General features: G+C 71.7%; 22 protein-coding genes. 20 read left to right on the plus strand and 2 right to left on the minus strand.

Annotation, left to right across the window (positions count from 1 at the left end; translation table 11 throughout):
* Positions 1 to 9: 9 nt before the first annotated feature.
* Positions 10 to 459, minus strand: a complete 450-nt coding sequence (locus O5O46_RS27350; protein ID WP_269858257.1) for an SRPBCC family protein — start codon at positions 457 to 459, stop codon at positions 10 to 12.
* Between the two features lie 86 nt (positions 460 to 545).
* Here O5O46_RS27350 and O5O46_RS27355 point away from each other — a divergent pair, with 86 nt between their 5' ends.
* From O5O46_RS27355 to O5O46_RS27375, 5 genes are all read left to right on the plus strand, one after another.
* Positions 546 to 785, plus strand: a complete 240-nt coding sequence (locus tag O5O46_RS27355) for a hypothetical protein (protein ID WP_269858258.1) — start codon at positions 546 to 548, stop codon at positions 783 to 785.
* Positions 786 to 919: 134 nt separating this feature from the next.
* Entirely contained in the window at positions 920 to 1,453 is a 534-nt protein-coding gene (locus O5O46_RS27360) for a SixA phosphatase family protein (RefSeq protein ID WP_269858259.1), read from the plus strand.
* A 106-nt stretch (positions 1,454 to 1,559) separates the two neighbouring features.
* Complete coding sequence (locus tag O5O46_RS27365; protein ID WP_269858260.1) at positions 1,560 to 2,321, plus strand: hypothetical protein; 762 nt, start codon at positions 1,560 to 1,562, stop codon at positions 2,319 to 2,321.
* A 135-nt stretch (positions 2,322 to 2,456) separates the two neighbouring features.
* Positions 2,457 to 3,521, plus strand: a complete 1,065-nt coding sequence (locus O5O46_RS27370) for a hypothetical protein (protein WP_269858261.1) — start codon at positions 2,457 to 2,459, stop codon at positions 3,519 to 3,521.
* 237 nt (positions 3,522 to 3,758) lie between these two features.
* Positions 3,759 to 5,279: a glutamate synthase subunit beta gene (locus O5O46_RS27375; RefSeq protein ID WP_269858262.1), complete on the plus strand. Its 1,521-nt coding sequence runs from the start codon at positions 3,759 to 3,761 to the stop codon at positions 5,277 to 5,279.
* 53 nt (positions 5,280 to 5,332) lie between these two features.
* Here the strand turns inward: O5O46_RS27375 and paaK are convergent, their stop codons facing one another.
* Complete coding sequence (paaK, locus tag O5O46_RS27380) at positions 5,333 to 6,679, minus strand: phenylacetate--CoA ligase PaaK (RefSeq protein ID WP_269858263.1); 1,347 nt, start codon at positions 6,677 to 6,679, stop codon at positions 5,333 to 5,335.
* 246 nt (positions 6,680 to 6,925) lie between these two features.
* Between paaK and O5O46_RS27385 the strand changes: the two genes are divergently transcribed.
* The 15 genes from O5O46_RS27385 (at position 6,926) to hypE (ending at position 21,678) form a co-directional block, all read left to right on the plus strand.
* Positions 6,926 to 8,677 (plus strand): enoyl-CoA hydratase-related protein, encoded by a 1,752-nt coding sequence (locus tag O5O46_RS27385; RefSeq protein WP_269858264.1) that lies wholly within the window; start codon positions 6,926 to 6,928, stop codon positions 8,675 to 8,677.
* Positions 8,678 to 8,755: 78 nt separating this feature from the next.
* Entirely contained in the window at positions 8,756 to 9,841 is a 1,086-nt protein-coding gene (locus O5O46_RS27390; protein ID WP_269858265.1) for a hydrogenase expression protein HypE, read from the plus strand.
* A gap of 84 nt (positions 9,842 to 9,925) precedes the next feature.
* Complete coding sequence (locus O5O46_RS27395) at positions 9,926 to 11,704, plus strand: nickel-dependent hydrogenase large subunit (protein WP_269858266.1); 1,779 nt, start codon at positions 9,926 to 9,928, stop codon at positions 11,702 to 11,704.
* On the plus strand, positions 11,701 to 12,249 hold the full coding sequence (locus O5O46_RS27400; protein ID WP_269858267.1) for a hypothetical protein: 549 nt from the start codon (positions 11,701 to 11,703) through the stop codon (positions 12,247 to 12,249). The genes O5O46_RS27395 and O5O46_RS27400 overlap by 4 nt, the downstream gene beginning before the upstream one ends.
* Positions 12,246 to 12,878 (plus strand): DUF5947 family protein, encoded by a 633-nt coding sequence (locus tag O5O46_RS27405; protein WP_269858268.1) that lies wholly within the window; start codon positions 12,246 to 12,248, stop codon positions 12,876 to 12,878. The genes O5O46_RS27400 and O5O46_RS27405 overlap by 4 nt, the downstream gene beginning before the upstream one ends.
* Positions 12,875 to 13,522 carry a DUF6084 family protein gene (locus O5O46_RS27410; protein ID WP_269858269.1) on the plus strand — a complete coding sequence of 216 codons (648 nt, stop codon included), beginning with the start codon at positions 12,875 to 12,877 and terminating at the stop codon, positions 13,520 to 13,522. Before O5O46_RS27405 ends, O5O46_RS27410 begins: the two co-directional genes overlap by 4 nt.
* On the plus strand, positions 13,519 to 14,898 hold the full coding sequence (locus O5O46_RS27415) for a hypothetical protein (RefSeq protein ID WP_269858270.1): 1,380 nt from the start codon (positions 13,519 to 13,521) through the stop codon (positions 14,896 to 14,898). The genes O5O46_RS27410 and O5O46_RS27415 overlap by 4 nt, the downstream gene beginning before the upstream one ends.
* Positions 14,895 to 15,443 (plus strand): hydrogenase maturation protease, encoded by a 549-nt coding sequence (locus O5O46_RS27420; protein ID WP_269858271.1) that lies wholly within the window; start codon positions 14,895 to 14,897, stop codon positions 15,441 to 15,443. Before O5O46_RS27415 ends, O5O46_RS27420 begins: the two co-directional genes overlap by 4 nt.
* A complete protein-coding gene (locus O5O46_RS35675; protein ID WP_443072638.1) occupies positions 15,440 to 15,544 on the plus strand; it encodes a DUF6893 family small protein in 105 nt (34 codons plus the stop codon). The genes O5O46_RS27420 and O5O46_RS35675 overlap by 4 nt, the downstream gene beginning before the upstream one ends.
* 180 nt (positions 15,545 to 15,724) lie before the next feature.
* The gene (locus tag O5O46_RS27425) at positions 15,725 to 16,105 is read left to right on the plus strand and encodes a hydrogenase maturation nickel metallochaperone HypA/HybF (protein ID WP_269858272.1); all 381 of its coding nucleotides are present in this window, start codon (positions 15,725 to 15,727) and stop codon (positions 16,103 to 16,105) included.
* A gap of 4 nt (positions 16,106 to 16,109) precedes the next feature.
* Entirely contained in the window at positions 16,110 to 16,817 is a 708-nt protein-coding gene (gene hypB / locus O5O46_RS27430; RefSeq protein WP_269858273.1) for a hydrogenase nickel incorporation protein HypB, read from the plus strand.
* Complete coding sequence (gene hypF, locus O5O46_RS27435) at positions 16,814 to 19,177, plus strand: carbamoyltransferase HypF (protein ID WP_269858274.1); 2,364 nt, start codon at positions 16,814 to 16,816, stop codon at positions 19,175 to 19,177. Before hypB ends, hypF begins: the two co-directional genes overlap by 4 nt.
* A gap of 32 nt (positions 19,178 to 19,209) precedes the next feature.
* The gene (locus tag O5O46_RS27440; protein WP_269858275.1) at positions 19,210 to 19,494 is read left to right on the plus strand and encodes a HypC/HybG/HupF family hydrogenase formation chaperone; all 285 of its coding nucleotides are present in this window, start codon (positions 19,210 to 19,212) and stop codon (positions 19,492 to 19,494) included.
* Positions 19,491 to 20,615 carry a hydrogenase formation protein HypD gene (gene hypD, locus O5O46_RS27445; protein ID WP_269858276.1) on the plus strand — a complete coding sequence of 375 codons (1,125 nt, stop codon included), beginning with the start codon at positions 19,491 to 19,493 and terminating at the stop codon, positions 20,613 to 20,615. The genes O5O46_RS27440 and hypD overlap by 4 nt, the downstream gene beginning before the upstream one ends.
* Positions 20,608 to 21,678, plus strand: coding sequence for a hydrogenase expression/formation protein HypE (gene hypE, locus O5O46_RS27450; protein ID WP_269858277.1), 1,071 nt, complete (start codon positions 20,608 to 20,610; stop codon positions 21,676 to 21,678). The genes hypD and hypE overlap by 8 nt, the downstream gene beginning before the upstream one ends.
* Positions 21,679 to 21,682: the final 4 nt, after the last annotated feature.

The raw sequence follows: 21,682 nt of genomic DNA on the forward strand, positions 1-21,682 counted from the left end.
GGCGGCCGGTCAGTGCTTGCCCTCGACCAGGTCCTTGAACTGTTCGAGGTCGTGCTGGACCAGTTCCTGGATCGCGTCGGACTGCGCGAAGCCCCTGGGACCGCCGAAGGCCTCCCGGGTCCGCTCCGGGTCGTACTCCACCCGCACCTGGACCTGGGTGTGCTGGTCGTCGATCGCCCGCACTGTGAAGGCGCCCTTGAGGTCGGCGCTCTCGCCCTTGGCGGTGTGCCAGAGCATCACGTTGCCCTTCTCGCCGCCCTTGGCCCGGTCGGTGATCTCGGTGTCCACCTCCCGCACCCGGGCGCCGGTCTCCAGGTCGAGATGTGCTTTGCGTTTGCCCTCTGGTCGTGCCTCCCGTACGCCGTCCACGAACTGCGGATAGCTCTCCACGCTGTGCAGACAGTCCCAGGCGACTTCGGCGGGGACGTCGACGTCGATCTGCTTCTCGATCGTGCTCATCGTGCACCTCCGTGTTCATCCGTGCTCACAGGGCCGGACCTCCCCTCCACGATGCGCCGTCCGGGGGATGGCCGCACCCTGAAGGTATGAAGGACACCGCGAGCGGGACCGGCCAGGACTACCCGGTCGAAGTGGCCCCGTACGAGAGCGACAACCGCTACCGGCGTGTGCACCTCCAAGGACGCGGGTGGGTACCGCTGGAGCGGGAGGAGTTCGAGCCCCGGGTGCACCAGGCGTTCCCAGGGCTCGACCTGAGCGACCCCAGCAAGGTGCACTGGGACGACCACCCCTGGGAGTGGCCGCCCTGGCACCCGGGGGAGGCGTGAGGCAGGCGGCGCCCAGCACCGCCGCGGCGTGAACCGCGCGGCGAGCGCGGTGTGTTGCCGGTGTCCGGCGGCGGGCGCGCACGCCGGTGTCCGCGCGCGGAAGCCCTCCTGGCGCGGTGCGGGAGACTGGCGGCATGACGACGCCCGGCGCGAAGCGCCTCTACGTGCTCCGGCACGCGAAGTCCGCCTGGCCGCAGGGGGTGGCCGACCCTGATCGGCCGCTGGCCGGGCGCGGGCGGCGGGACGCCCCGGCCGCCGGGCGCTGGCTGCGGTCCGCCGGCCGCCCGCCGGAGCTGGTGGTCTGCTCCCCGGCCCGGCGCACCCGCGAGACCTGGGAACTGCTGCACGGCGAACTGGCCGCCGACCCCGAGGTCGTCCACGACGACCGGGTGTACGCGGCCGAGCTGCCGGAACTGCTCCGCGTACTACGCCAGACGCCCGAGCCGGTGCGCACCGTACTGCTGGTCGCACACCAGCCCGGAGTGCAGGAGCTGACCCTGGCGCTCGCCGGTGCCGCGAAGGGCGACGCGCTGGAGCGGGTACGGGAGAAGTTCCCGACCTCCGCGATCGCCGTGCTGGACCTGGATGGCCCCTGGCCGCGGCTGGGCGGCGGGTGCGCCGTGCTGGCGGAGTTCGTTGTTCCGCGTGGTGGGAAGAAGCCGGGGTAGCGGACGGCGAGCGCCGGGTCGACACTGGATGTGGCGCTCGCGGCGTTGAGGGGCGCCAACCGCCGTGCGAGCGGCGCCAGTTGACGCGGCACGAGTGGAGGACGATGTGCGCCTCACCGACGCCCGGACCGGGCAGCGTGCCGAGCTGCGTTCCGCCGGCCGTGGCCTGCTGCGGGTGTGCGTCCATCTGTCGGCCGGCGACCGCCCGGCGGGCCTCGACGATCTGCGGGCGCTGCTGGCGGCCGACGTGCTGTCCCGGACGGCGGAGACCGAGGGCGCCCAGGTGCTGCTCGGCTATGCCGCTCCCGGTCTCACCGAGGAGCGGGCCGAGGCCTGGGCGCGGCACGCCGGTCCGCTCGGCGTCCACCCGCCCGCCGGTCACACCGACTCACTGGATCCGCGGGCGCTCTTCGGCGCCCCGGTGGACGTCCACGTGGGCGCCGGACAGCCCACGGCCGACGGTCCGTGGTTCCGCACCGGCCCGGTGCGCGCCCCGGGCGTCGACGCGTGCGCGGGCGGCCCCGAGCCGCTCGCCGTCCGCCTCGCACTGCTGGGCCAGCCGCACCAACGGCCCGCCGCCCTCGACCCCGCGGCGCTCACCGAGTCACAGGCCCTGCTGTTGCACTGGCGGCAGCTGGTCGCCGACTGGGCCGACGCGCCCTCCCGGCCCCCGCACACCGAGGCGCTTCGCCGGGCCTTCAGCGGGTTCCACGAAGACCTGGACACTGCCACCGCGCTCACCGTGCTACGGGACCTGGAGTCCGATCCCGCCGTTCCGGACGGCGCCAGGTTCGAGAGCTACCTGCGACTGGACCGGGTGCTCGGCCTCGAACTCCCCGGAGACATCGGGCGTCAGCGAATACGGTGAGCGTCCATCAGGTTGTAATTTCTCCGCGTCGCGTGGGATGTCCGCCGCACCGGGGGAACCATCCGCCAAGGTGAACAGTCCCTGACTCCAGAGGCGTACGAACGCAACCACAGCCCGAATGTGGGGGGAGCCAAGATGACACGAAGAGTGGCACAGCAGCGCACGGCACGTAAGGCACACAGAGCGGCCGCCGGATCGGCGATGGCGCTGACCGCGGGGCTGGCCCTGGTGGTGGGCACCGCCGGGACCGGCCAGGCCGCCACCACGGTCGGCGGTGCGCAGGCCGTGCCGAACTGCGGCGCCGAGCAGCGGGAGGCGGCGACCGCGGCAGCGGACTCCGCGGCCCCGTCGCCGGCCGCGGTCGGCACTGCCGGGCAGAAGATCTCGTACGGCCTGGCCGGGCAGGCGCCGATCGGCCTGTGGTCGTCCTCCAGCGTCACCCTCCGCACCCCCGTATCCAAGGGCACGGTGCGGCTGGACGTCAGCAGCCGGGGCTTCAGCACCGACTCGCTGGAGGTGCAGCGGTACGTTCCGCGCAGCCACCGCTGGGTCGACCTCGACACCAGCCCCGGCGGCGGCAGTTCGCCGCAGCACGGTGTCTTCACCTTCCCGGTCAGCGCGACCGCGAGCGCCAGCCACCCGTACACCGTGGCGCTACGGGTGCAGGACCTCGACCGTCCCGGCAGCTTCACGGTTGCCGCCTCCGTGAAGGACGGCCATGGCCACACCTACCGGGCGGCGGCCCGTACCGCCACCGCCACCCGTCCCACGGTGACGGTCAGCGGCTGGCAGCGCGACACCACGCTGGTGCGGGGCGGTGCGGCGCGTGACCTCACGCTCACCGTGAAGAACACCACCAACCGGGCCTACCCCGCGCTGAACGCCGGCTACTTCGCCTACGGACAGGGGAATCAGCACGCACTGGTGCCGAAGGACCTGGTGCTCAAGGAGTACCAGCCAGGGCGTGGCTGGACCCGGATTCCGCTGGTCCCCAACGGCTGCGACCCGGGTATGGCCGCCGCCCTCCACCCGACCGGCAGGACCCCGCTCGCCCCGGGCGCAACCGCCGTCTACCGGCTGCGCCTGTCCGTCGCGAAGTCGGCCCCCGTCGATGTGAGCCACGCGGACGCGGGGCTTTCGGTGGGCAACGGTGAGCAGCAGTTCGCCTCGCAGGAGCTGCCGTTCACCATCCGCCGGTGACAGGCCCCTGCGGCCGATCCTGACCAGGGCCGCGGCTCCGCTTGTACGTGGTCACTCGCCGTCGCGGCGGAGTTCGGCTGCCGCGGCCTCGCGGAAAGCCTTCACCGCCGCGACGGCGAGACCAGCCTGCGCTGACGCGCCAGGCGCGCTTGGCGCGCCGGATGGGACGGCACGGTCGTATCGTGGCCGAAAGGCGCCCTGAAGCGCCACGCCGCAAGCCGTACCGCGGAGGCCGCGATGGCCGATCCCAAAGCCTTCCTGAACATCCCCCGGCGCACCTGCGCCCGCCGCCCGGTCGAGGAGCGGATCGGGGACTGGAACGAGGTCTACGACGGCCAGAGCCTGCTCCCGATCATCAACGCGCAGGCGGGCCGCTGCATGGACTGTGGAATTCCGTTCTGCCACAGCAGTTGCCCGCTGGGAAACCTGATCCCGGAGTGGAACATGCTGGTCTCCCGGGACGACTGGGACGAGGCGAGCCAGCGGCTGCACGCCACCAACAACTTCCCCGAGTTCACCGGACGGCTGTGCCCGGCCCCATGTGAGAGCGGCTGTGTGCTGGCGATCAACGCGGATCCGGTGACGATCAAGAACATCGAGATGGCGATCGCCGACCACGCCTGGGAGCACGATCTGGTCCAGCCGCTGCCCCCGCAGCGGCTGTCCGGCCGGACCGTCGCGGTGATCGGTTCGGGCCCGGCGGGCCTGGCCGCCGCCCAGCAGCTCACCCGTGCCGGGCACACCGTCGTGGTGTACGAGCGCGACGACCGGGTCGGCGGGCTGCTGCGCTACGGCATCCCCGAGTTCAAGATGGAGAAACACCACCTCGACCGCCGGATAGCCCAGATGCGGGCCGAGGGCACGAAGTTCCGCACCGAGGTGGCCGTCGGCGCCGACGTCGACGCCGCCGAGCTGAAGGAACGTCATGACGCGGTGCTGGTCGCGGTCGGCGCGACCGAGTGGCGGGAACTGCCCGTGCCGGGAAGGGATTTGGCGGGCATCCACCAGGCGATGGAGTACCTTCCGCTGGCCAACCGGGTGCGCGAGGGGGACTTCGCCGAGCCGCCGATCACCGCCGAGGGCAAGCACGTGGTCATCGTCGGCGGCGGTGACACCGGCGCCGACTGCCTGGGCACCGTACTGCGGCAGCGTGCGGCCTCCGTCGTCCAGCTGGACATCAATCCCAGGCCGAGCGACTACCGTTCCGACGACGAACCCTGGCCCACCTATCCACGGGTGCACCGCGTCTCGCCCGCGCACGAGGAGGGGCATGTGCTCGCCCAGCAGCGCGGCGAGACGGACACCGGCGGGCTTCCGCTACCGCAGACCGAGGCGGACGTGCGGGTGTTCTCCGCCTCCACCCTGCGCTTCGAGGGCGACGACGCGGGGAGGGTGCGGGCGCTGCACCTGGCCGACACCGAGCCGGGCGAGCGGCGCCCGATAGCCGGTACGGAACGGTTGATACCGGCCCAACTGGTGCTGCTCGCCCTGGGATTCACCGGCCCCGAGCGGGACAGCGGCATCATCGAGCAGCTCGGACTGCGGCTCACCAGCCGCGGCCGACTGGCCCGGGACGACGTCTTCGGCACCGACGTGCCCGGTGTGTTCGTCGCCGGTGACGCGGGCCGGGGCCAGTCGCTGATCGTCTGGGCCATCGCCGAGGGCCGCGCCGCGGCCGCGGCTATCGACCACTATCTGACCGGCCGCACCGAACTGCCCATGCCGGTCCGGGCCACGGACCTGCCCCTCACCGCGTGACGCCCGGGCACCGGCGGTCGCGACGTCGCCCGTCGCCCATCGGCTCCCTGTGCCTACACCGTGCGTTGGTCGACCACGCGCCGTATCTTGCCCAACGAGCGCTCCAGCGTGCCGGGATCCACGACCGTGACCTCCACCGTGACGCCCACGCCGTCCTTGACGCCCTGGGCGATGGCCGTCGCGGCGGTGGCGCGCAGCGGTGGGGCCAAGTCCGGGCGGGCCTCGACGCGTAGCGTCATGTGGTCCATCCGGCCGCGACGGCTGAGCAGCACCTGGAAGTGCGGCGCGACCCCGGGCGTGCCCAGCACGATCTCCTCGATCTGGCTCGGGAAGACATTGACCCCGCGAAGGATGATCATGTCGTCACAGCGGCCGGTGATCTTCTCGATCCGGCGGAACGCCGGACGCGCCGTGCCGGGCAGTAGCCGGGTCAGATCCCGGGTGCGGTAGCGGATGACCGGCATCGCCTCCTTGGTGAGCGAGGTGAACACCAGCTCGCCGCTCTCCCCGTCGGGCATCACCTGGTCGGTGATCGGATCGACCACCTCCGGATAGAAGTGGTCCTCCCAGACGTGCAGCCCGTCCTTGGTCTCCACGCACTCCTGGGCCACCCCGGGCCCCATCACCTCCGACAACCCGTAGATGTCGACCGCGTGCAGATCCAGCCGGTCCTCCAACTCGCGCCGCATCTCCTCCGTCCACGGCTCCGCGCCGAATATCCCGACCCGCAGCGATGTGCCGCGCGGGTCGACGCCCTGCCGTTCGAACTCGTCGAGCAGGGTGAGCATGTAGGACGGGGTGACCATGATGATCTCGGGCTGGAAGTCCACGATGATCTGCACCTGGCGGGCCGTCATGCCGCCGGAGGCCGGGATGACCGTGCATCCGGCCCGCTCGGCGCCGTAGTGGGCGCCCAGGCCGCCGGTGAACAGGCCGTAGCCGTAGGCGATGTGCACCTTGTGGCCCGGGCGGCCTCCGGCGGCCCGGATCGAGCGGGCGACGACATCGGCCCAGACCGACAGATCGCGCTCTGTGTAGCCGACCACCGTGGGGCGGCCGGTGGTCCCCGACGAGGCGTGGAGACGGCGCACCTGGGCCATGGGCACGGCGAAAGTACCGAACGGGTAGTGCTCGCGCAGATCGGCCTTGGTGGTGAACGGGAACCGGGCGAGGTCCGCCAGCGTACGGCAGTCCTGTGGCGTCACTCCGGCGGCGTCGAACTTGCGCCGGTACATCTCGACATGGTCGTAGGCGTGCCGCAACGTGGCCTTGAGCCTGGCGAGTTGGAGGCTCGTCAGCTCGGTGCGGCTCAACCGCTCACCGTCGTCCAGCAGTTCCACCGGCGGCGCCTCGCCCAGGCGCCGCCGCGGACCCGTGGCAGCGGTCAGGTCGCTGCTCATCCCTGCCTCCCCGCACTCCGTACCCCGCGGTTGCCGACCGAACATTCGGTCAGCCTTGCGCACGGTCATGTAACCCAGCGTGCACATCACCTGTCAAGACCTGTGGACGGGAAACCGGACCACCGTATGGGCCGCTGACCGGGTGATCCGCCGGGCGGGGCGACCGGGACGGCGGCGGGGGGAGCGGCATGATCGCCATGGCGGGCCAGGGTCTAGCGCCACGCGGCGGGCGCACGGGAGGTTGCGGTGCACATCCTGCTGATCGCGAGCGCGTTCAACAGCCTGACGCAACGGGTGTTCGGGGAGCTCGGCGACCGCGGCCACACGGTCGCGGTGGAACTCGCGCTGGGCGACGAGTCGCTACGGGAGGCGGTGCGGCGCCACACGCCGGACCTGGTGATCGCCCCGATGCTGAAGTCCGCGATCCCGCGCGACGTCTGGTCGACGCACACCTGCCTGATCGTGCACCCGGGACCGGTCGGCGACCGCGGCCCCTCGTCGCTGGACTGGGCGGTCCTTGAGGGCGCCGAGACCTGGGGCGTGACGGTGCTGCGGGCGGAGGCGGAGATGGACGCCGGGGAGGTGTGGGCCTCGGTGCCGTGCCCGATGCCGCCGGTGGCCAAGAGCGACCTGTACCGCAACGAGGTCGGCGACGCGGCGCTGGAAGCGGTGCTGCTGGCCGTACACCGCTTCGCCTCGGGCACGTACACGCCGCGGGCGCAGCGTGCCGAGGAGGCGCGGATGCGGCCGTACTGCGACCAGAGCGTGCGCCGTATCGACTGGGAGACCACCCCGACCACGGCGGTCCTGCGGCGACTGCGCGCCGCCGACTCGCAGCCCGGGGTGCTGGACGAACTGCTCGGCGACGAGTGGTACCTGCACGGCGGCTACCCGGAGGACGTCCTGAGAGGCCGCCCCGGCCAGTTGCTGGCCACCCGGGCGGGCGCGATCTGCCGGGCCACCGTGGACGGCGCGGTGTGGATCCCGCAGCTGCGTCCGCGGCGCCGACCGGGCGGCCCGGCGACGTTCAAGCTGCCCGCCACGCTCGCGCTGGGCGACCGGCTGCCCGCCCTGCCGGACATCCCCGCCCCCGCCTGGCTGCCCGAGCACCGTGAGACCTGGACCGACGTGCGCTACCACGAGGAGGGTGCGGTCGGCTTCCTGCGGTTCTCCTTCCCCGGCGGCGCGATGAGCACCGACCAGTGCCAACGCCTGCTCGCCGCCTACCACTTCGCGTGCTCCCGGCCGACCTCCGTGGTGGTGCTTGGCGGTCCCCGGGACTTCTTCAGCAACGGCATCCATCTGAACGTCATCGAGGCCGCCGCGGACCCGGCCGAGGAGTCCTGGGCGAACATCAACGCGCTGGACGACCTGGTCGAGGCGGTGCTGACCACCACCGACCGGCTGGTGGTCACCGCGCTGGGCGGCAACGCCGGAGCGGGCGGAGCGATGCTGGCGCTCGCGGCCGACCAGGTGTGGTGCCGCCACGGCGTGGTGCTCAACCCGCACTACCGGCTGATGGGCCTGTACGGCTCCGAGTACTGGACGTACACCCTGCCGCGCAGGGTGGGACAGGCCATGGCCGAGCGGCTGACCCAGCGGGCGCTGCCGGTCACCGCGGCGGCGGCGCACCGGCTGGGCCTGGTGGACCGTGTGCTGCGCAAGGCGCCCGGGGAGTTCGCCGCCGAGGTGGCCAGGCTCGCCGCGCAACTCGCCTCGATGCCGCGCACCCAGCGGTACATCGCCGAGAAGAAGGCGGTACGCGAGCGCGAGGAGGACGTCAAGCCGCTGGGCGTCTACCGGGAGGAGGAGCTGAGCCGGATGCGCCGTGACTTCTTCGACCCGGCGGCCCCCTACCACGCCCTGCGGCGGGCCTTCGTCCGCAAGGAGCCGCCGCAGGACACTCCGCCCCACCTGCGCGCCGCCTCTGCGCGATCCGCTGGTGGTCGTCACTGGATTGGTCCCGCTCGGGGCATGGAACGGCCACTCGCCTGGTAGGAAGAGCCAAGACCGAATTGCGGCATATGCCCACTTTGTAGTTGTGTCCGTGCCGTTGACTTCCCAGGAGGCCTCCAGATGGCTGCATCGCAGACCGCCGTTGACACCGGCCACGGGCCCGCACAGGGCGGCGAGGAGACCCCGCCGATCCATGTGCTGTGGATCAACGCGGGCCTGAGCTGTGACGGTGACTCCGTCTCGCTCACCGCCGCGATGCAGCCCAGCATCGAGGAGATCGCCCTGGGGGTGCTGCCGGGCCTGCCGAAGGTGGTGATGCACTGGCCGCTGATCGACTTCGAATGCGGTCCGGTGCAGGGCGCGGACACCTTCATCGAGTGGTTCTTCAAGGGCGAGCGCGGTGAGCTCGACCCCTTCGTGCTGGTCATCGAGGGCTCCATCCCCAACGAGAAGGTCAAGGCCGAGGGGTACTGGTGCGGCTTCGGCGACAACCCGGACACCGGCCAGCCCATCACCACCAGCGAGTGGATCGACCGGCTCGCCCCCAAGGCCACCGCCGTGGTCGCCATCGGTACCTGCGCCACCTACGGCGGCATCCACGCCATGGCGGGCAACCCCACCGGTGCCATGGGCGTGCCCGACTACCTCGGCTGGGAGTGGAAGTCGAAGGCCGGGATCCCCATCGTGTGCGTGCCCGGCTGCCCGATCCAGGCGGACAACTTCGCCGAGACCCTGACCTATCTGCTGTACCAGATGGCCGGGTCCGCGCCGATGATCCCGCTGGACGACAAGCTCCGCCCCACCTGGCTCTTCTCGGCGACCGTGCACGAGGGCTGCGACCGCGCCGGGTACTACGAGCAGGGGCAGTTCGCGGAGTCCTACAACTCGCCGCAGTGCCTGGTGAAGGTCGGCTGCTGGGGACCGGTGGTCAAGTGCAACGTCCCCAAGCGCGGCTGGATGAACGGGATCGGCGGCTGCCCCAACGTGGGCGGCATCTGCATCGCCTGCACGATGCCCGGCTTCCCCGACAAGTTCATGCCGTTCATGGACGCACCGCCCGGCAGCAAGGTGTCCAGTGCCGCCAGCCACACCTACGGCGGGGTGATCCGCAAGCTGCGCACCATCACCGCCAAGACCGTGGACAAGGAGCCCAAGTGGCGGCGTACCGGACGTGAGTTGACGACCGGGTACCACCCACCCGCCTGAACCCGCCCCGCCCCCAGGGGCGTTGCCTTCCCACCTCGCTTGATGACCAGTAACCCAGGCACGTAGAAGGGCGCGACACACACAATGGCACCGACGACGAAGGCGGCCGGGGACGGCCTGATGGAGATGTCCTGGGATCCGATCACCCGGATCGTGGGCAGCCTGGGTATCCACACGAAGATCGACTTCAAGCAGAAACGGGTCGCCGAGTGCTACAGCACCTCGTCGGTGTTCCGCGGGTACAGCGTGTTCATGCGCGGCAAGGACCCGCGGGACGCGCACTTCATCACCAGCCGGATCTGCGGTATCTGCGGTGACAACCACGCCACCTGCTCGGTGTACACGCAGAACATGGCGTACGGCGTCAAGCCCCCGCACCTGGGCGAGTGGATCATCAACCTCGGTGAGTCCGCGGAGTACATGTTCGACCACAACATCTTCCAGGAGAACCTGGTCGGGGTCGACTACTGCGAGAAGATGGTGCGGGAGACCAATCCCGGCGTACTGGAACAGGCCGAGCGCACCGAGGCCCCGCACGCCGCGGACCACGGCTACCGCACCATCGCCGACATCATGCGCGCTCTCAACCCCATCGAGGGTGAGTTCTACCGGGAGGCGCTCCAGGTCAGCCGCTACACCCGGGAGATGTTCTGCCTGATGGAGGGGCGCCACGTGCACCCGTCCACGCTGTACCCGGGCGGAGTGGGCACGGTCGCCTCGGTCCAGCTGTTCACCGACTACCTCAGCCGGTTGATGCGGTACGTGGAGTTCATGAAGCGTGTCGTGCCGCTCCACGACGACCTGTTCGACTTCTTCTACGAGGCGTTGCCCGGATACGAGGAGGTGGGGCGGCGCCGGGTGCTGCTCGGTTGCTGGGGGGCCATGAACGACCCGGAGTACTGTGACTTCACCTACCGCAACATGTCCGACTGGGGCCGTCGGATGTTCGTCACCCCGGGCATCATCGTGGACGGCAAGCTGGTCACCAACGACCTGACGGAGATCAACCTCGGCATCCGGATCCTGCTGGGCAGCTCCTACTACCAGGACTGGGAGGGCCAGGAACTCTTCGTCACCCACGACCCGTTGGGCAACCCGATCGACCCGCGCCACCCGTGGAACCAGCACACCATCCCGGCCCCGCAGAAACGCGACTTCTCCGACAAGTACAGCTGGGTGATGTCCCCGCGCTGGTTCGACGGGAAGGACCACCTGGCACTGGACACCGGCGGCGGCCCGCTGGCCCGGCTGTGGTCCACCGCGCTGTCCGGCCTGGTGGACATCGGCTACATCAAGGCCACCGGCAACAGCGTGGTGATCAACCTGCCGCGCTCCATGACCAAGCCGGAGACCACCTTCGAGTGGAAGATCCCGCGCTGGAGCAACACCATCGAACGCAACCGCGCCCGTACCTACTTCCAGGCATACAGCGCGGCGATGGCACTGCACTTCGCCGAGATGGGACTCGAGGAGGTCAGGGCGGGACGCACCCAGACCTGGGAGAAGTTCGAGGTGCCCGACGAGAGCATCGGCTGCGGCTTCAGCGAGGCGGTACGCGGTGTGCTCTCCCACCACATGGTGATCAGGGACGGGAAGATCGCCAACTACCACCCCTACCCGCCGACCCCGTGGAACGCCAGCGTCCGCGACAGCTACGGCACTCCGGGCCCGTACGAGGACGCGGTGCAGAACACCCCGATCTTCGAGGAGAACCCGCCGGAGAACTTCAAGGGCATCGACATCATGCGTACCGTGCGCAGCTTCGACCCCTGTCTGCCGTGCGGCGTGCACATGTACCTGGGCAACGGCCGTACCATGCGGCACACCCACATGCCCACCGGGCTGAGCGGCCTCGCCGAATGAGCGCGCCCAACGGCGCGGTCGACGCGGAGCGCACCGGCAGGAGGGTGGAGGCGGTACTCGACCGACTGGCACGGGACGGCGACCCCACCGCGACCGAGGCGGCTGAAGAACTGGTCCGCGCCCTGATGGACTTCTACGGCGCCGGGCTCGCCCGGGTCGCCGCGCTGGCAGCGAAGCAGACCGACGGCCCGCTGGCCGCCCTGCTGGAGGACGAGTTGGTGGCCGGTCTGCTCGTGCTGCACGGACTGCACCCCTGGGACGCCACGACCCGGGCGACCCGGGCCGTGGCCGCCCTCGCCGGGCGGCCGTTCGAGGCGGCCGACTTCGACAGCGCCACCGGTACCCTCCGGTTGCGCCCGGTCGGCGGCTCCGGATGCGGCCAGACCGTGGAAGCCGCCAGGGAGCAGCTCGAAGCCACACTGTCCTGCGTGGCGCCGGAAGTCACCGCCGTCGAAGTCCAGCCACGACAAGCGCAGTTGCTGCGCATCGGCCCGACCCGCACCAGGGACGCCGACGCCGAGCCGCGACCGGCGGAGGTGCCGTGAGCGCGCCGCCCGCCACCGGCCTGCGCCGCTTCCTCACCCCCGCCCCCGCCGCACCGGAGTGCTGCGAGCTGTGCGGCCGCCAACTGCCGGACGAGCACCGGCATCTGGCGGACACCGCACAGCGCTCACTGGCCTGCTCCTGCGACGCCTGCGCGGTGCTGTTCACCCGGCCAGGGGCGGGCGTCGGCCGGTTCCACACTGTCCCCGACCGCTACCTGGCCGACCCCGGCCCCGGCATCGAGCAGGCCGTCTGGTCCCAGCTACGGATTCCGGTCAGCGTTGTCTTCTTCTTCCGCAACGGCTCGATGGACCGGCCGGTCGCGCTCTACCCGAGCCCGGCGGGCGCCACGGAGAGCGAACTCGACCCGGAAGCCTGGCAGGCCGTCGCCACCGCCACACCGCTCGCGGAACTGCTCGCACCCGATGTGGAGGCACTGCTGGTGCGCCACACGGCGGATCGCGGCGAGTGCTACCTCGTGCCGATCGACGACTGCTACCAACTGGTGGGCCGGATGCGGCTGCACTGGCAGGGCTTCGACGGCGGCTCGGCGGCGCACGCCGAACTGGACGCCTTCTTCGACCGGGTGGCGGCGCGCGCCCGACTGCCGCGGAAGGACGAACAGCGGTGACCGAACTGACCTTCGCCTGCACCGGCGTCCGCGCCGACCGCTACGCCCCAGGACCGGCCCTGGTGTTCCGGCTGCGGATCACGGCGGCGGACGGCGCCCGGGTGCACGCCCTCACGCTGCGCTGCCAGCTGCGCGTCGAACCGGCCCGCCGCCGCTACCAGCCGCCCGAGACCGACGAGTTGCGCGACCTGTTCGGCGAACCGTCCAGCTGGGGCAGCACACTGCACCCGATGCAGTTCGCCCAGGTCCCGTTCACCGTGTCGGGGTTCACCGGGCAGACCGAGACGGACCTGGTGGTGCCCTGCACCTACGACATGGACATCGCCGCCACCCGGTACTTCCGGGCACTACGGGACGGTGAGGTGCCGCTGCTGATGCTGTTCTCCGGCACCGCGTTCACCGGCGACGGCGGCTTCCGGGCCGAACCCGTGCCCTGGGACCGGGAGGCACGGTTCCGCATGCCGGTACGGGTGTGGCGGGAGATGATCGAACAGCACTTTCCGGGCTGCGGCTGGATCCGGCTGCCCCAAGAGACCATGGACGCACTGCTGCGGTACCGCTCGCAGCGCGCGCTGCCCTCCTGGGAGGCGACGGTGCGGTCCCTGCTCGGGACGACGGACCAGACCGAGGTGGTCGCGACATGACCGCGCCGACGCTCACCCCACGGCAGGACTCGCACTTCCAGCACGCCCGGCAGGTCGCCGACGCCGTGCTGTTCGAGGGCTATGTGCTCTACCCCTACCGTGCCTCGTCGGCGAAGAACCAACTGCGCTGGCAGTTCGGGGTGCTGGTGCCCCCGGCCTGGGGCGCGGGACGCGCCGAGCACACCTACCAGCGCACCGAGTGCCTGATGGAACCGCGCCGCGGCGCCACCCTCTCGCTGGAGCTGCGCTTCCTGCACGCCCAACGCAGAACCGTCCAACGGCTCGGCGCCGACGGCCGGTTCACGACCGTCGACTCGCTGGACGCCGGAGACCGGGTGTACGTCCCATGGGACGAGGGCGTCGAGGAGCGCATCGAACTGAGCGTGCCGGTGGCCGAGTTGGCCGGAGCGGGCGTCAGCCTGCCCTTCACGCGGCCCGCGCACGAGGATGCCGAGGCGGTCCGCGTCGACGGCCGGACCGTCGGCCGCCTGGTGCGCCGCCGGGAGCGGGTGGACGGGCTGCTGCGGCTGTCCGCCACCGAACTCGACGGCCCGTACCGGGTGTCCCGGCTGACCGCGGTGGTGGAGAACACCGCCGACTGGCCATCGAACGGCATGGCCGCGGAGCGCGCCGACGCGCTGCCGCGCTCCCTGGTCTCGGCCCATCTGCTGCTGGGGCTCAGCGGCGGATCCTTCCTGTCGATGGTGGATCCGCCCGAGTGGGCCAGGTCCGCCGCCGCGTCGTGCCGCAACGAGCACACCTGGCCAGTGCTGGCCGGGGAGGACGGCCGCGCCGATGTGCTGCTGTCCTCGCCGATCATCCTGGAGGACCATCCGCGAATCGCCCCGGAGAGCCCCGGCGCGCTCTACGACGCCACCGAGATCGACGAGATCCTGGCCCTGCGCACCGCCGCGCTGACCGAGCAGGAGAAGCGGGAGGCGCGTGGCACCGACGACCGGGCCGCCGCGGTGATCGACCTGGCCGACACCATGCCCCCGGAGATCCTGGACCGGCTGCACGGCGCGGTACGCGCACTGCGCGAGGTCACCGGCCCCGCGGGCCGGCCCGATACGCCCTGGTGGGATCCGGCGGGCGACCCCACCGTCGACCCCGCCCACGACCGGATCGTGGTGGACGGCCACCAGGTGGGTGCCGGCAGCCGGGTGCGGCTGCGCCCCGGGCAGCGCCGCACCGACGCCCAGGACCTGTTCCTGCAGGGCCGCACCGCCCAGGTGGAGGCGGTGCTGCACGACGTGGACGGCATGGTGCACCTGGCGGTCACGGTGGACGGCGATCCGGGCGCGGACCTGCGCCGCGAGCAGGGACGTTTCCTGTACTTCCAGCCCGACGAGGTCGAGCCCGTGGAGGAGCCATGACCAACCCCGCAGAGCGCGTACTGGTCGCGGGCGTCGGCAACGTCTTCCTCGGCGACGACGGGTTCGGAGTCGAGGTGGTGCGGCGGCTGGCGGACCACCGTCTGCCGCCGCACGTGGAGGTGGTGGACAGCGGAGTGCGCGGGGTGCACCTGGCGTACCAACTCCTGGACGGCTACCGCACGGTGCTGCTGGTCGACGCCGCGCCGCGCGGCGCGCCACCCGGAACCGTCCACCTGATCGACGCCTCGGCACCGAAGGCGGTGGTACCGCGACAGCCCCAACTGGACGGCCACCACATGTCCCCGGACGCCGTGCTGGCACTGCTGGAGACGTTGCGGCAGAGCATCGGCGGCAGCGCGCCCGAGCGCGTCCTGGTCGTCGGCTGCGAACCGGCCAGCGTGGACGAGGGCATCGGGCTGAGCGCACCGGTGGCCGCGGCGGTGGACGAGGCGGTGGACCTGGTCCTGCGCCTGGTGCGGGACGAGCAGCAGTGCACGGCGGTCGTGCCGGACGGTACCTACCCGGAGAGGAACACCCAGCCATGAAGAAGATCGCCCTCGGCGCCGCGGCGGCGGCAGTGCTCGCCATGATCGCGGCCCGCAACCTGCCGGACCTCAGACGCTATCTGCGCATCCGCGCCATGTGAGCGGGCTGCGGCGAACGGCGTACGCCCGGCCACCCGGGCGGCGCGTCGGGACCACCGGGCGCTGCCCGCCGCCTGTAATGGAGCACGGCGGACGGCCCCGTTGGCGGCGGCCCCCGCGCCTGACAGGCGACAGAACCGGAACGCGTGACGGAAGTCGGGACGGGCGGCGGAAAGAGACCGATGCACGAGATGTCCATCGCCATGGCGGTCGTGGAACAGGTGACCGCCGCCGCCCTTGACGCCGGCGCCGACTCGGTCCAGCAGGTACGGCTCGAGGTCGGCGAACTCGCCGGTGTGGTACCGGAGGCGCTGGCCTTCTCCTTCGAACTCGCCTGCGGGGGAACGGCATTGGAGGGGGCCGAGCTGATCGCCGAGCCCGTGCCGGGCCGCGCCCGCTGCGACGACTGCCGCACCGAGTGGCCGACCGGAATGCCGCCGAAGCTGTGGTGCCCGTCCTGTTCGGCGTCCTCGGCGCGGCTGCTGTCCGGCAGGGAACTGCGGATCGTCAGCGTGCGCTGGACCGAGGAGCCCGAGCCCGTACGCGTCCTTGAGGAGTGCTGAGGCCATGTGCCGTGTCGTTGATCTCCAGCAGGCCGTGCTCGCCAGGAACGACGAGCACGCCGACCTGCTGCGCGCCGATCTGGCGGCCCGCGGCACCACCGTCGTCAACCTGCTGTCCAGCCCGGGCAGCGGCAAGACGGCACTACTGGAGCTCGAACTGGCCATGGCCCGGGAGCGCGGTGTGCCGGTGGCGGCCCTCACCGCGGACCTGGCAACCGAGAACGACGCTGTACGGCTGGCCCGTTCCGGAGCGCCGGTCAAGCAGGTGCTCACCGACGGCCTGTGCCATCTGGAGGCCCGGATGCTCGCCGGCCACCTGGACGGCTGGCTGCCCGAGGCGACCCGGCTGCTGTTCGTGGAGAACGTGGGCAACCTGGTCTGCCCGGCCTCCTACGACCTGGGCGAGGCACTGCGCGTGGTGCTCGCCTCCGTCACCGAGGGCGAGGACAAGCCGCTCAAGTACCCCACCGCCTTCGGCCTCGCTCACCTGGTCGTGGTGACCAAGACCGACATCGCGCGGGCCGTGGACTTCGACGAGGGGGCCTTCCGCGTCAACGTCGCACAGGTCAACCCGGGTGTCGAGGTGCTGCTCACCTCCGCCCGCGCCGGACAGGGCGTCGGCGCCCTGCTCGACCGGGCACTGGCCGCCGGGGACGGCGAGCCGGTCCACCGCCCGGTGATGGCCGCCTCCAGCGCCCACCACCACTCGTGACCCCGCAGCAGCAGGCAGCGCCGAGCGCCGCACCGGTACAGCGCCGCCGGGTCACCGTACGCGGAGTGGTGCAGGGAGTCGGGTTCCGGCCGTTCGTCTACACCCTGGCCAACGAGTTGGGCCTGGCCGGGCATGTGACCAACACCTCCGACGGGGTGCTGGCCGAGGTCCAGGGCGATCCGCGGCTGCTGTCGGCGTTCTGCGACCGGCTCGCCGTGGACGCGCCACCCCTGTCCGTGGTCGAGTCGGTGGCCCATGAGACGGTGCCGCCGACCACCGCCTCCGGCTTCGCCATCCTGCCGTCCAGCACCGGCGGGCCACCGCGCACCCTGGTGTCACCTGACACCGCGACCTGCCGCGACTGCCTCGCCGAACTGGCCGATCCGGCCGACCGCCGGCACCGCCATCCGTTCATCACCTGCACCCACTGCGGACCGCGCTTCACCATCGTCACCGGCCTGCCCTACGACCGCGCCAACACCACCATGGCCCGGTTCGCGATGTGTCCGGACTGCGCCCGTGAGTACGCCGACCCCGCTGACCGCCGGTTCCACGCCCAGCCCGTCGCCTGCCACGCCTGCGGCCCCCGCCTGAGACTGCTGGACCCCCCGGCCAGGCGCCCGGTTCACGGCGGGCGGGCACTGGACCGGGCCCGGCGGCTGCTGGCCAGCGGTGCGATCCTCGCGGTCAAGGGTCTCGGCGGCTACCACCTCGCCTGCGACGCCGCCGACCAGCGGGCGGTCAGCACCCTGCGCCGCCGCAAGGGGCGCGGCGACAAGCCGTTCGCGCTGATGGCCAGGGACCTCGCCGACGTCCAGCGGCTGGCTCATCTCGGGCCCAGGGAACGCGAGTTGCTCACCGGTGCCGCGCGGCCCATCGTACTGCTGCGCCGCCGCCAGGGCGCCCAACGTGCCTGGGACGCGCCGCCGTTGGCCGAGTCGGTGGCACCCGGCAGCCCCGACCTGGGCATCATGCTGCCGTACACCCCACTGCACCACCTCCTACTGGGGCTGCCCGGCGACCCGCCGGGCCCCCGGCTGCTCGTCATGACCAGCGGCAACCTGGCGGGCGAGCCCATCGTCACCGACGACCAGGAGGCCCGAGAGCGGCTGGCCGCCCTCGCCGACGCCTGGCTGTACCACGACCGGCCGATCCATGTGCCGTGCGACGACTCGGTGGTCCGGGTCTGCGACGGTGAGGAACTGCCGGTACGCCGCTCCCGCGGATACGCGCCGATGCCGCTGACGCTGCCGGTACCGGTGCGGGCCGCGCTGGCCGTCGGAGGAGACCTGAAGAACACGTTCTGCGTGGCCGAGGGACGGCACGCCTGGCTGTCCGCGCACATCGGCGACATGGACGACCTGTCCACCCAGACCGCCTTCGACCGCGCGGTACGGCAGCTGACGGCGATCAGCGGGGTGACACCGCGGCAACTGGCCGCCGACCGGCACCCCGGCTACCGCTCCACCCAGTGGGCGCGACGGCACGCCGACGGCCGACCGGTGACGTACGTCCAGCACCACCACGCACACATCGCGTCGGCCATGGCGGACGGCGGACTGGACGGTGCCCGCCGGGTCATCGGGGTGGCCTTCGACGGCACCGGCTACGGCGACGACGGCGCGGTGTGGGGCGGTGAGGTGCTGCTCGCCGACTACGCCGGGTTCCACCGCTTCGCCCAACTCGCCTATGCCCCGCTGCCGGGCGGGGACGCGACGGTGCGCCGCCCGTACCGCATGGCGCTGGCCCATCTGCGCGGCGCCGGGATCGGCTGGGCGCCCGACCTGCCCTGCACTGCCGCCTGCCCGCCGGACGAAATGCGTGTTCTGGAGGGGCAGTTGACGCGCGGAGTGGGGTGTGTGCCCACCTCCAGCATGGGACGGCTGTTCGATGCGGTCTCCTCGCTCGCCGGGGTGTGCCACCAGGCCCGGTACGAGGCCCAGGCGGCCATCGAACTGGAGGCCGCGGCGCTGGCCGGTGACCCGCAGGCCCCCGGATACGCCTTCGCGCTGCGCCCCGGCGGGGCCGGGGCCGCGGAACTGGTCGCCGATCCCGCACCGGTGCTGGCCGCGGTCACGGCGGACCTGCGGGCCGGGGCCAACGCCGGGCTGATCGCCGCGCGCTTCCACCGGGCGGTCGCCGAACTGGTGCACCGGCTGTGCGTGCTGGCACGGGAACGGTACGGGCTGGAGACGGCCGCGCTCACCGGCGGGGTGTTCGCCAACGCGGTGCTGCTGTCCGCCTGTTGCCGCGTACTGCGCCGGGACGGCTTCACCGTGCTGCGCCACCACCGCGTCCCGCCCAACGACGGGGGCCTGGCGCTGGGGCAGTTGATGGTGGCCGCGGCCCGTACCGACTGACCACCGAACGTACAACGAGCGAGGAGAACGCCATGTGCCTGGCGGTACCGGGCAAGGTGCTGGATATCGAGGACCGGGACGGCACCCGGATGGCCACCGTCGACTTCGGCGGTGTGCTCAAGGAGGTGTGCCTCGAATACCTGCCGGACCTGCGGGTCGGCGAATACGCCATCGTCCACGTGGGGTTCGCCCTGCAACGTCTCGACGAGGAGTCCGCGAAGCGGACCCTCCAACTGTTCGAGAACCTCGGAATGCTGGAAGAGGAGTTCGGCGATCCGTGGGCCGCGGCCGCCGCGACACCGGAGGCGCAGCGATGAAGTACATCGAGGAGTTCCAGGACCCGCGGCTGGCCCAGCGTCTGCTGGACGAGATCCACTCCACGGTGACCCGGCCGTGGGCGATGATGGAGGTCTGCGGCGGCCAGACGCACAGCATCATCCGGCACGGCATCGACCAACTCCTGCCCGACGAGGTCGAGTTGATCCACGGTCCCGGCTGCCCCGTGTGCGTCACCCCGCTTGAGGTGATCGACAAGGCACTGGAGATCGCCTCCCGCCCCGACGTGGTCTTCTGCTCGTTCGGCGACATGCTGCGGGTACCCGGCACCGGGCGCGACCTGTTCAGGGTCAAGAGCGAGGGCGGTGACGTACGGGTGGTGTACTCGCCGCTGGACGCGCTGCGGATCGCCCAGCAGAACCCGGACCGGCAGGTCGTGTTCTTCGGCATCGGCTTCGAGACCACCGCGCCGCCCAACGCCATGACGGTGTACCAGGCGCGCAGGCTCGGCATCCGCAACTTCAGCCTGCTGGTCTCGCACGTGCGGGTGCCGCCGGCCATCGAGGCGATCATGCGGTCGCCCGTCTGCCGGGTTCAGGCGTTCCTGGCCGCGGGACATGTGTGCAGCGTGATGGGCACCGCCGAGTACCCTGAGTTGGCAGAGCGGTTCGGGGTGCCCATCGTGGTCACCGGCTTCGAGCCGCTGGACATCCTGGAGGGCGTACGCCGTACCGTGCGCCAACTGGAGCGCGGCGAGCACGCCGTGGACAACGCCTATCCACGGGCGGTGCGCCCGGAGGGCAATCCGGCGGCCAAGGCCATGCTGGAGGACGTCTTCGAGGTCACCGACCGCGCCTGGCGCGGCATCGGCGTCATCCCGGACAGCGGCTGGCGGCTGGCGGAACGCTACCGGGAGTTCGACGCGGAGCACCGCTTCGCCGTGGACTCCATCACCACCGAGGAACCGGCCGCCTGCCGCAGCGGTGAGGTGCTCCAGGGCCTGATCAAACCGCATGAGTGCGAGGCGTTCGGCACCCTGTGCACCCCGCGCAACCCGCTGGGGGCCACCATGGTCTCCAACGAGGGAGCGTGCGCCGCCTACTACCTCTACCGCCGACTCGGCGGCCCCACCGCCCCCAAGGAGACGAGCACCGTTGGCTGAGACCACCCAGGCACCACCCGACCTGACGGCCTGGACATGCCCCGCGCCGCTGCGCGACCAGCCCAAGGTGGTGATGGGCCACGGCGGCGGTGGGGTGATGTCGGCCGAACTGGTGCGGAACATCTTCGCGCCCGCCTTCGGCGGCCGGATCCTGTCCCAACTGGCCGACTCCGCCACGCTGAGCCTCGGCGGGGTGCGACTGGCGTTCTCCACCGACTCGTTCGTGGTGCGGCCGCTGTTCTTCCCCGGCGGCAGCATCGGCGACCTCGCGGTCAACGGGACCGTCAACGACCTGGCCATGAGCGGGGCCGTGGCGGCCTATCTGTCCTGTGGGTTCATCCTGGAGGAAGGCGTCGAGACGGAGGTCGTCGGGAGGGTGGCGCACGCTCTCGGCGCGGCGGCCCGGGCGGCGGACGTCGAGGTGGTCACCGGTGACACCAAGGTCGTCGAGGCGGGTCACGGCGACGGCATCTACCTCAACACCGCCGGAATCGGCCTGATCCCCGAGGGAGTCGACATCGCGCCGCAGCGCGCGGTCCCCGGCGACGTGGTGATCGTCAGCGGCGCGATCGGCGTCCACGGTGTGGCGATCATGAGCGTCCGCGAAGGGCTGGAGTTCGGGGTGGAGATCGTGAGCGACTGCGCCGCGCTCGGCGGTCTGGTCGCCACCATGCTGGCGGCCACCTCGGATCTGCACGTGCTGCGCGACCCCACCCGTGGCGGTCTGGCCGCCGCGCTCAACGAGATCGCGGTCGCCGCCGGGGTCGGCGTGGAGATCCGGGAGAGCGCCGTGCCGGTGCCGCCGGAAGTGGAGGGTGCCTGCACGATGCTCGGCCTGGACCCGCTGTACGTGGCCAACGAGGGCAAGCTGGTCGCCTTCGTCCCCCGGCAGCACGCCGACGCGGTGCTCGCCGCGATGCGGTCCCATCCGCTGGGCGCGGCGGCTACGGTGATCGGCGAGTGCGTCGAGGCCCATCCGGGAATGGTCGTCGCCCGCACCGGACTTGGCGGCACCCGGGTGGTGGACCTGCCGATCGGCGAGCAACTGCCGCGCATCTGCTGACAGT

Origin of the sequence: Streptomyces sp. RPT161 (assembly GCF_027533845.1) — a bacterium.
GTDB classification, from domain to species: Bacteria; Actinomycetota; Actinomycetes; order Streptomycetales; family Streptomycetaceae; genus Streptantibioticus_A; species Streptantibioticus_A silvisoli_A.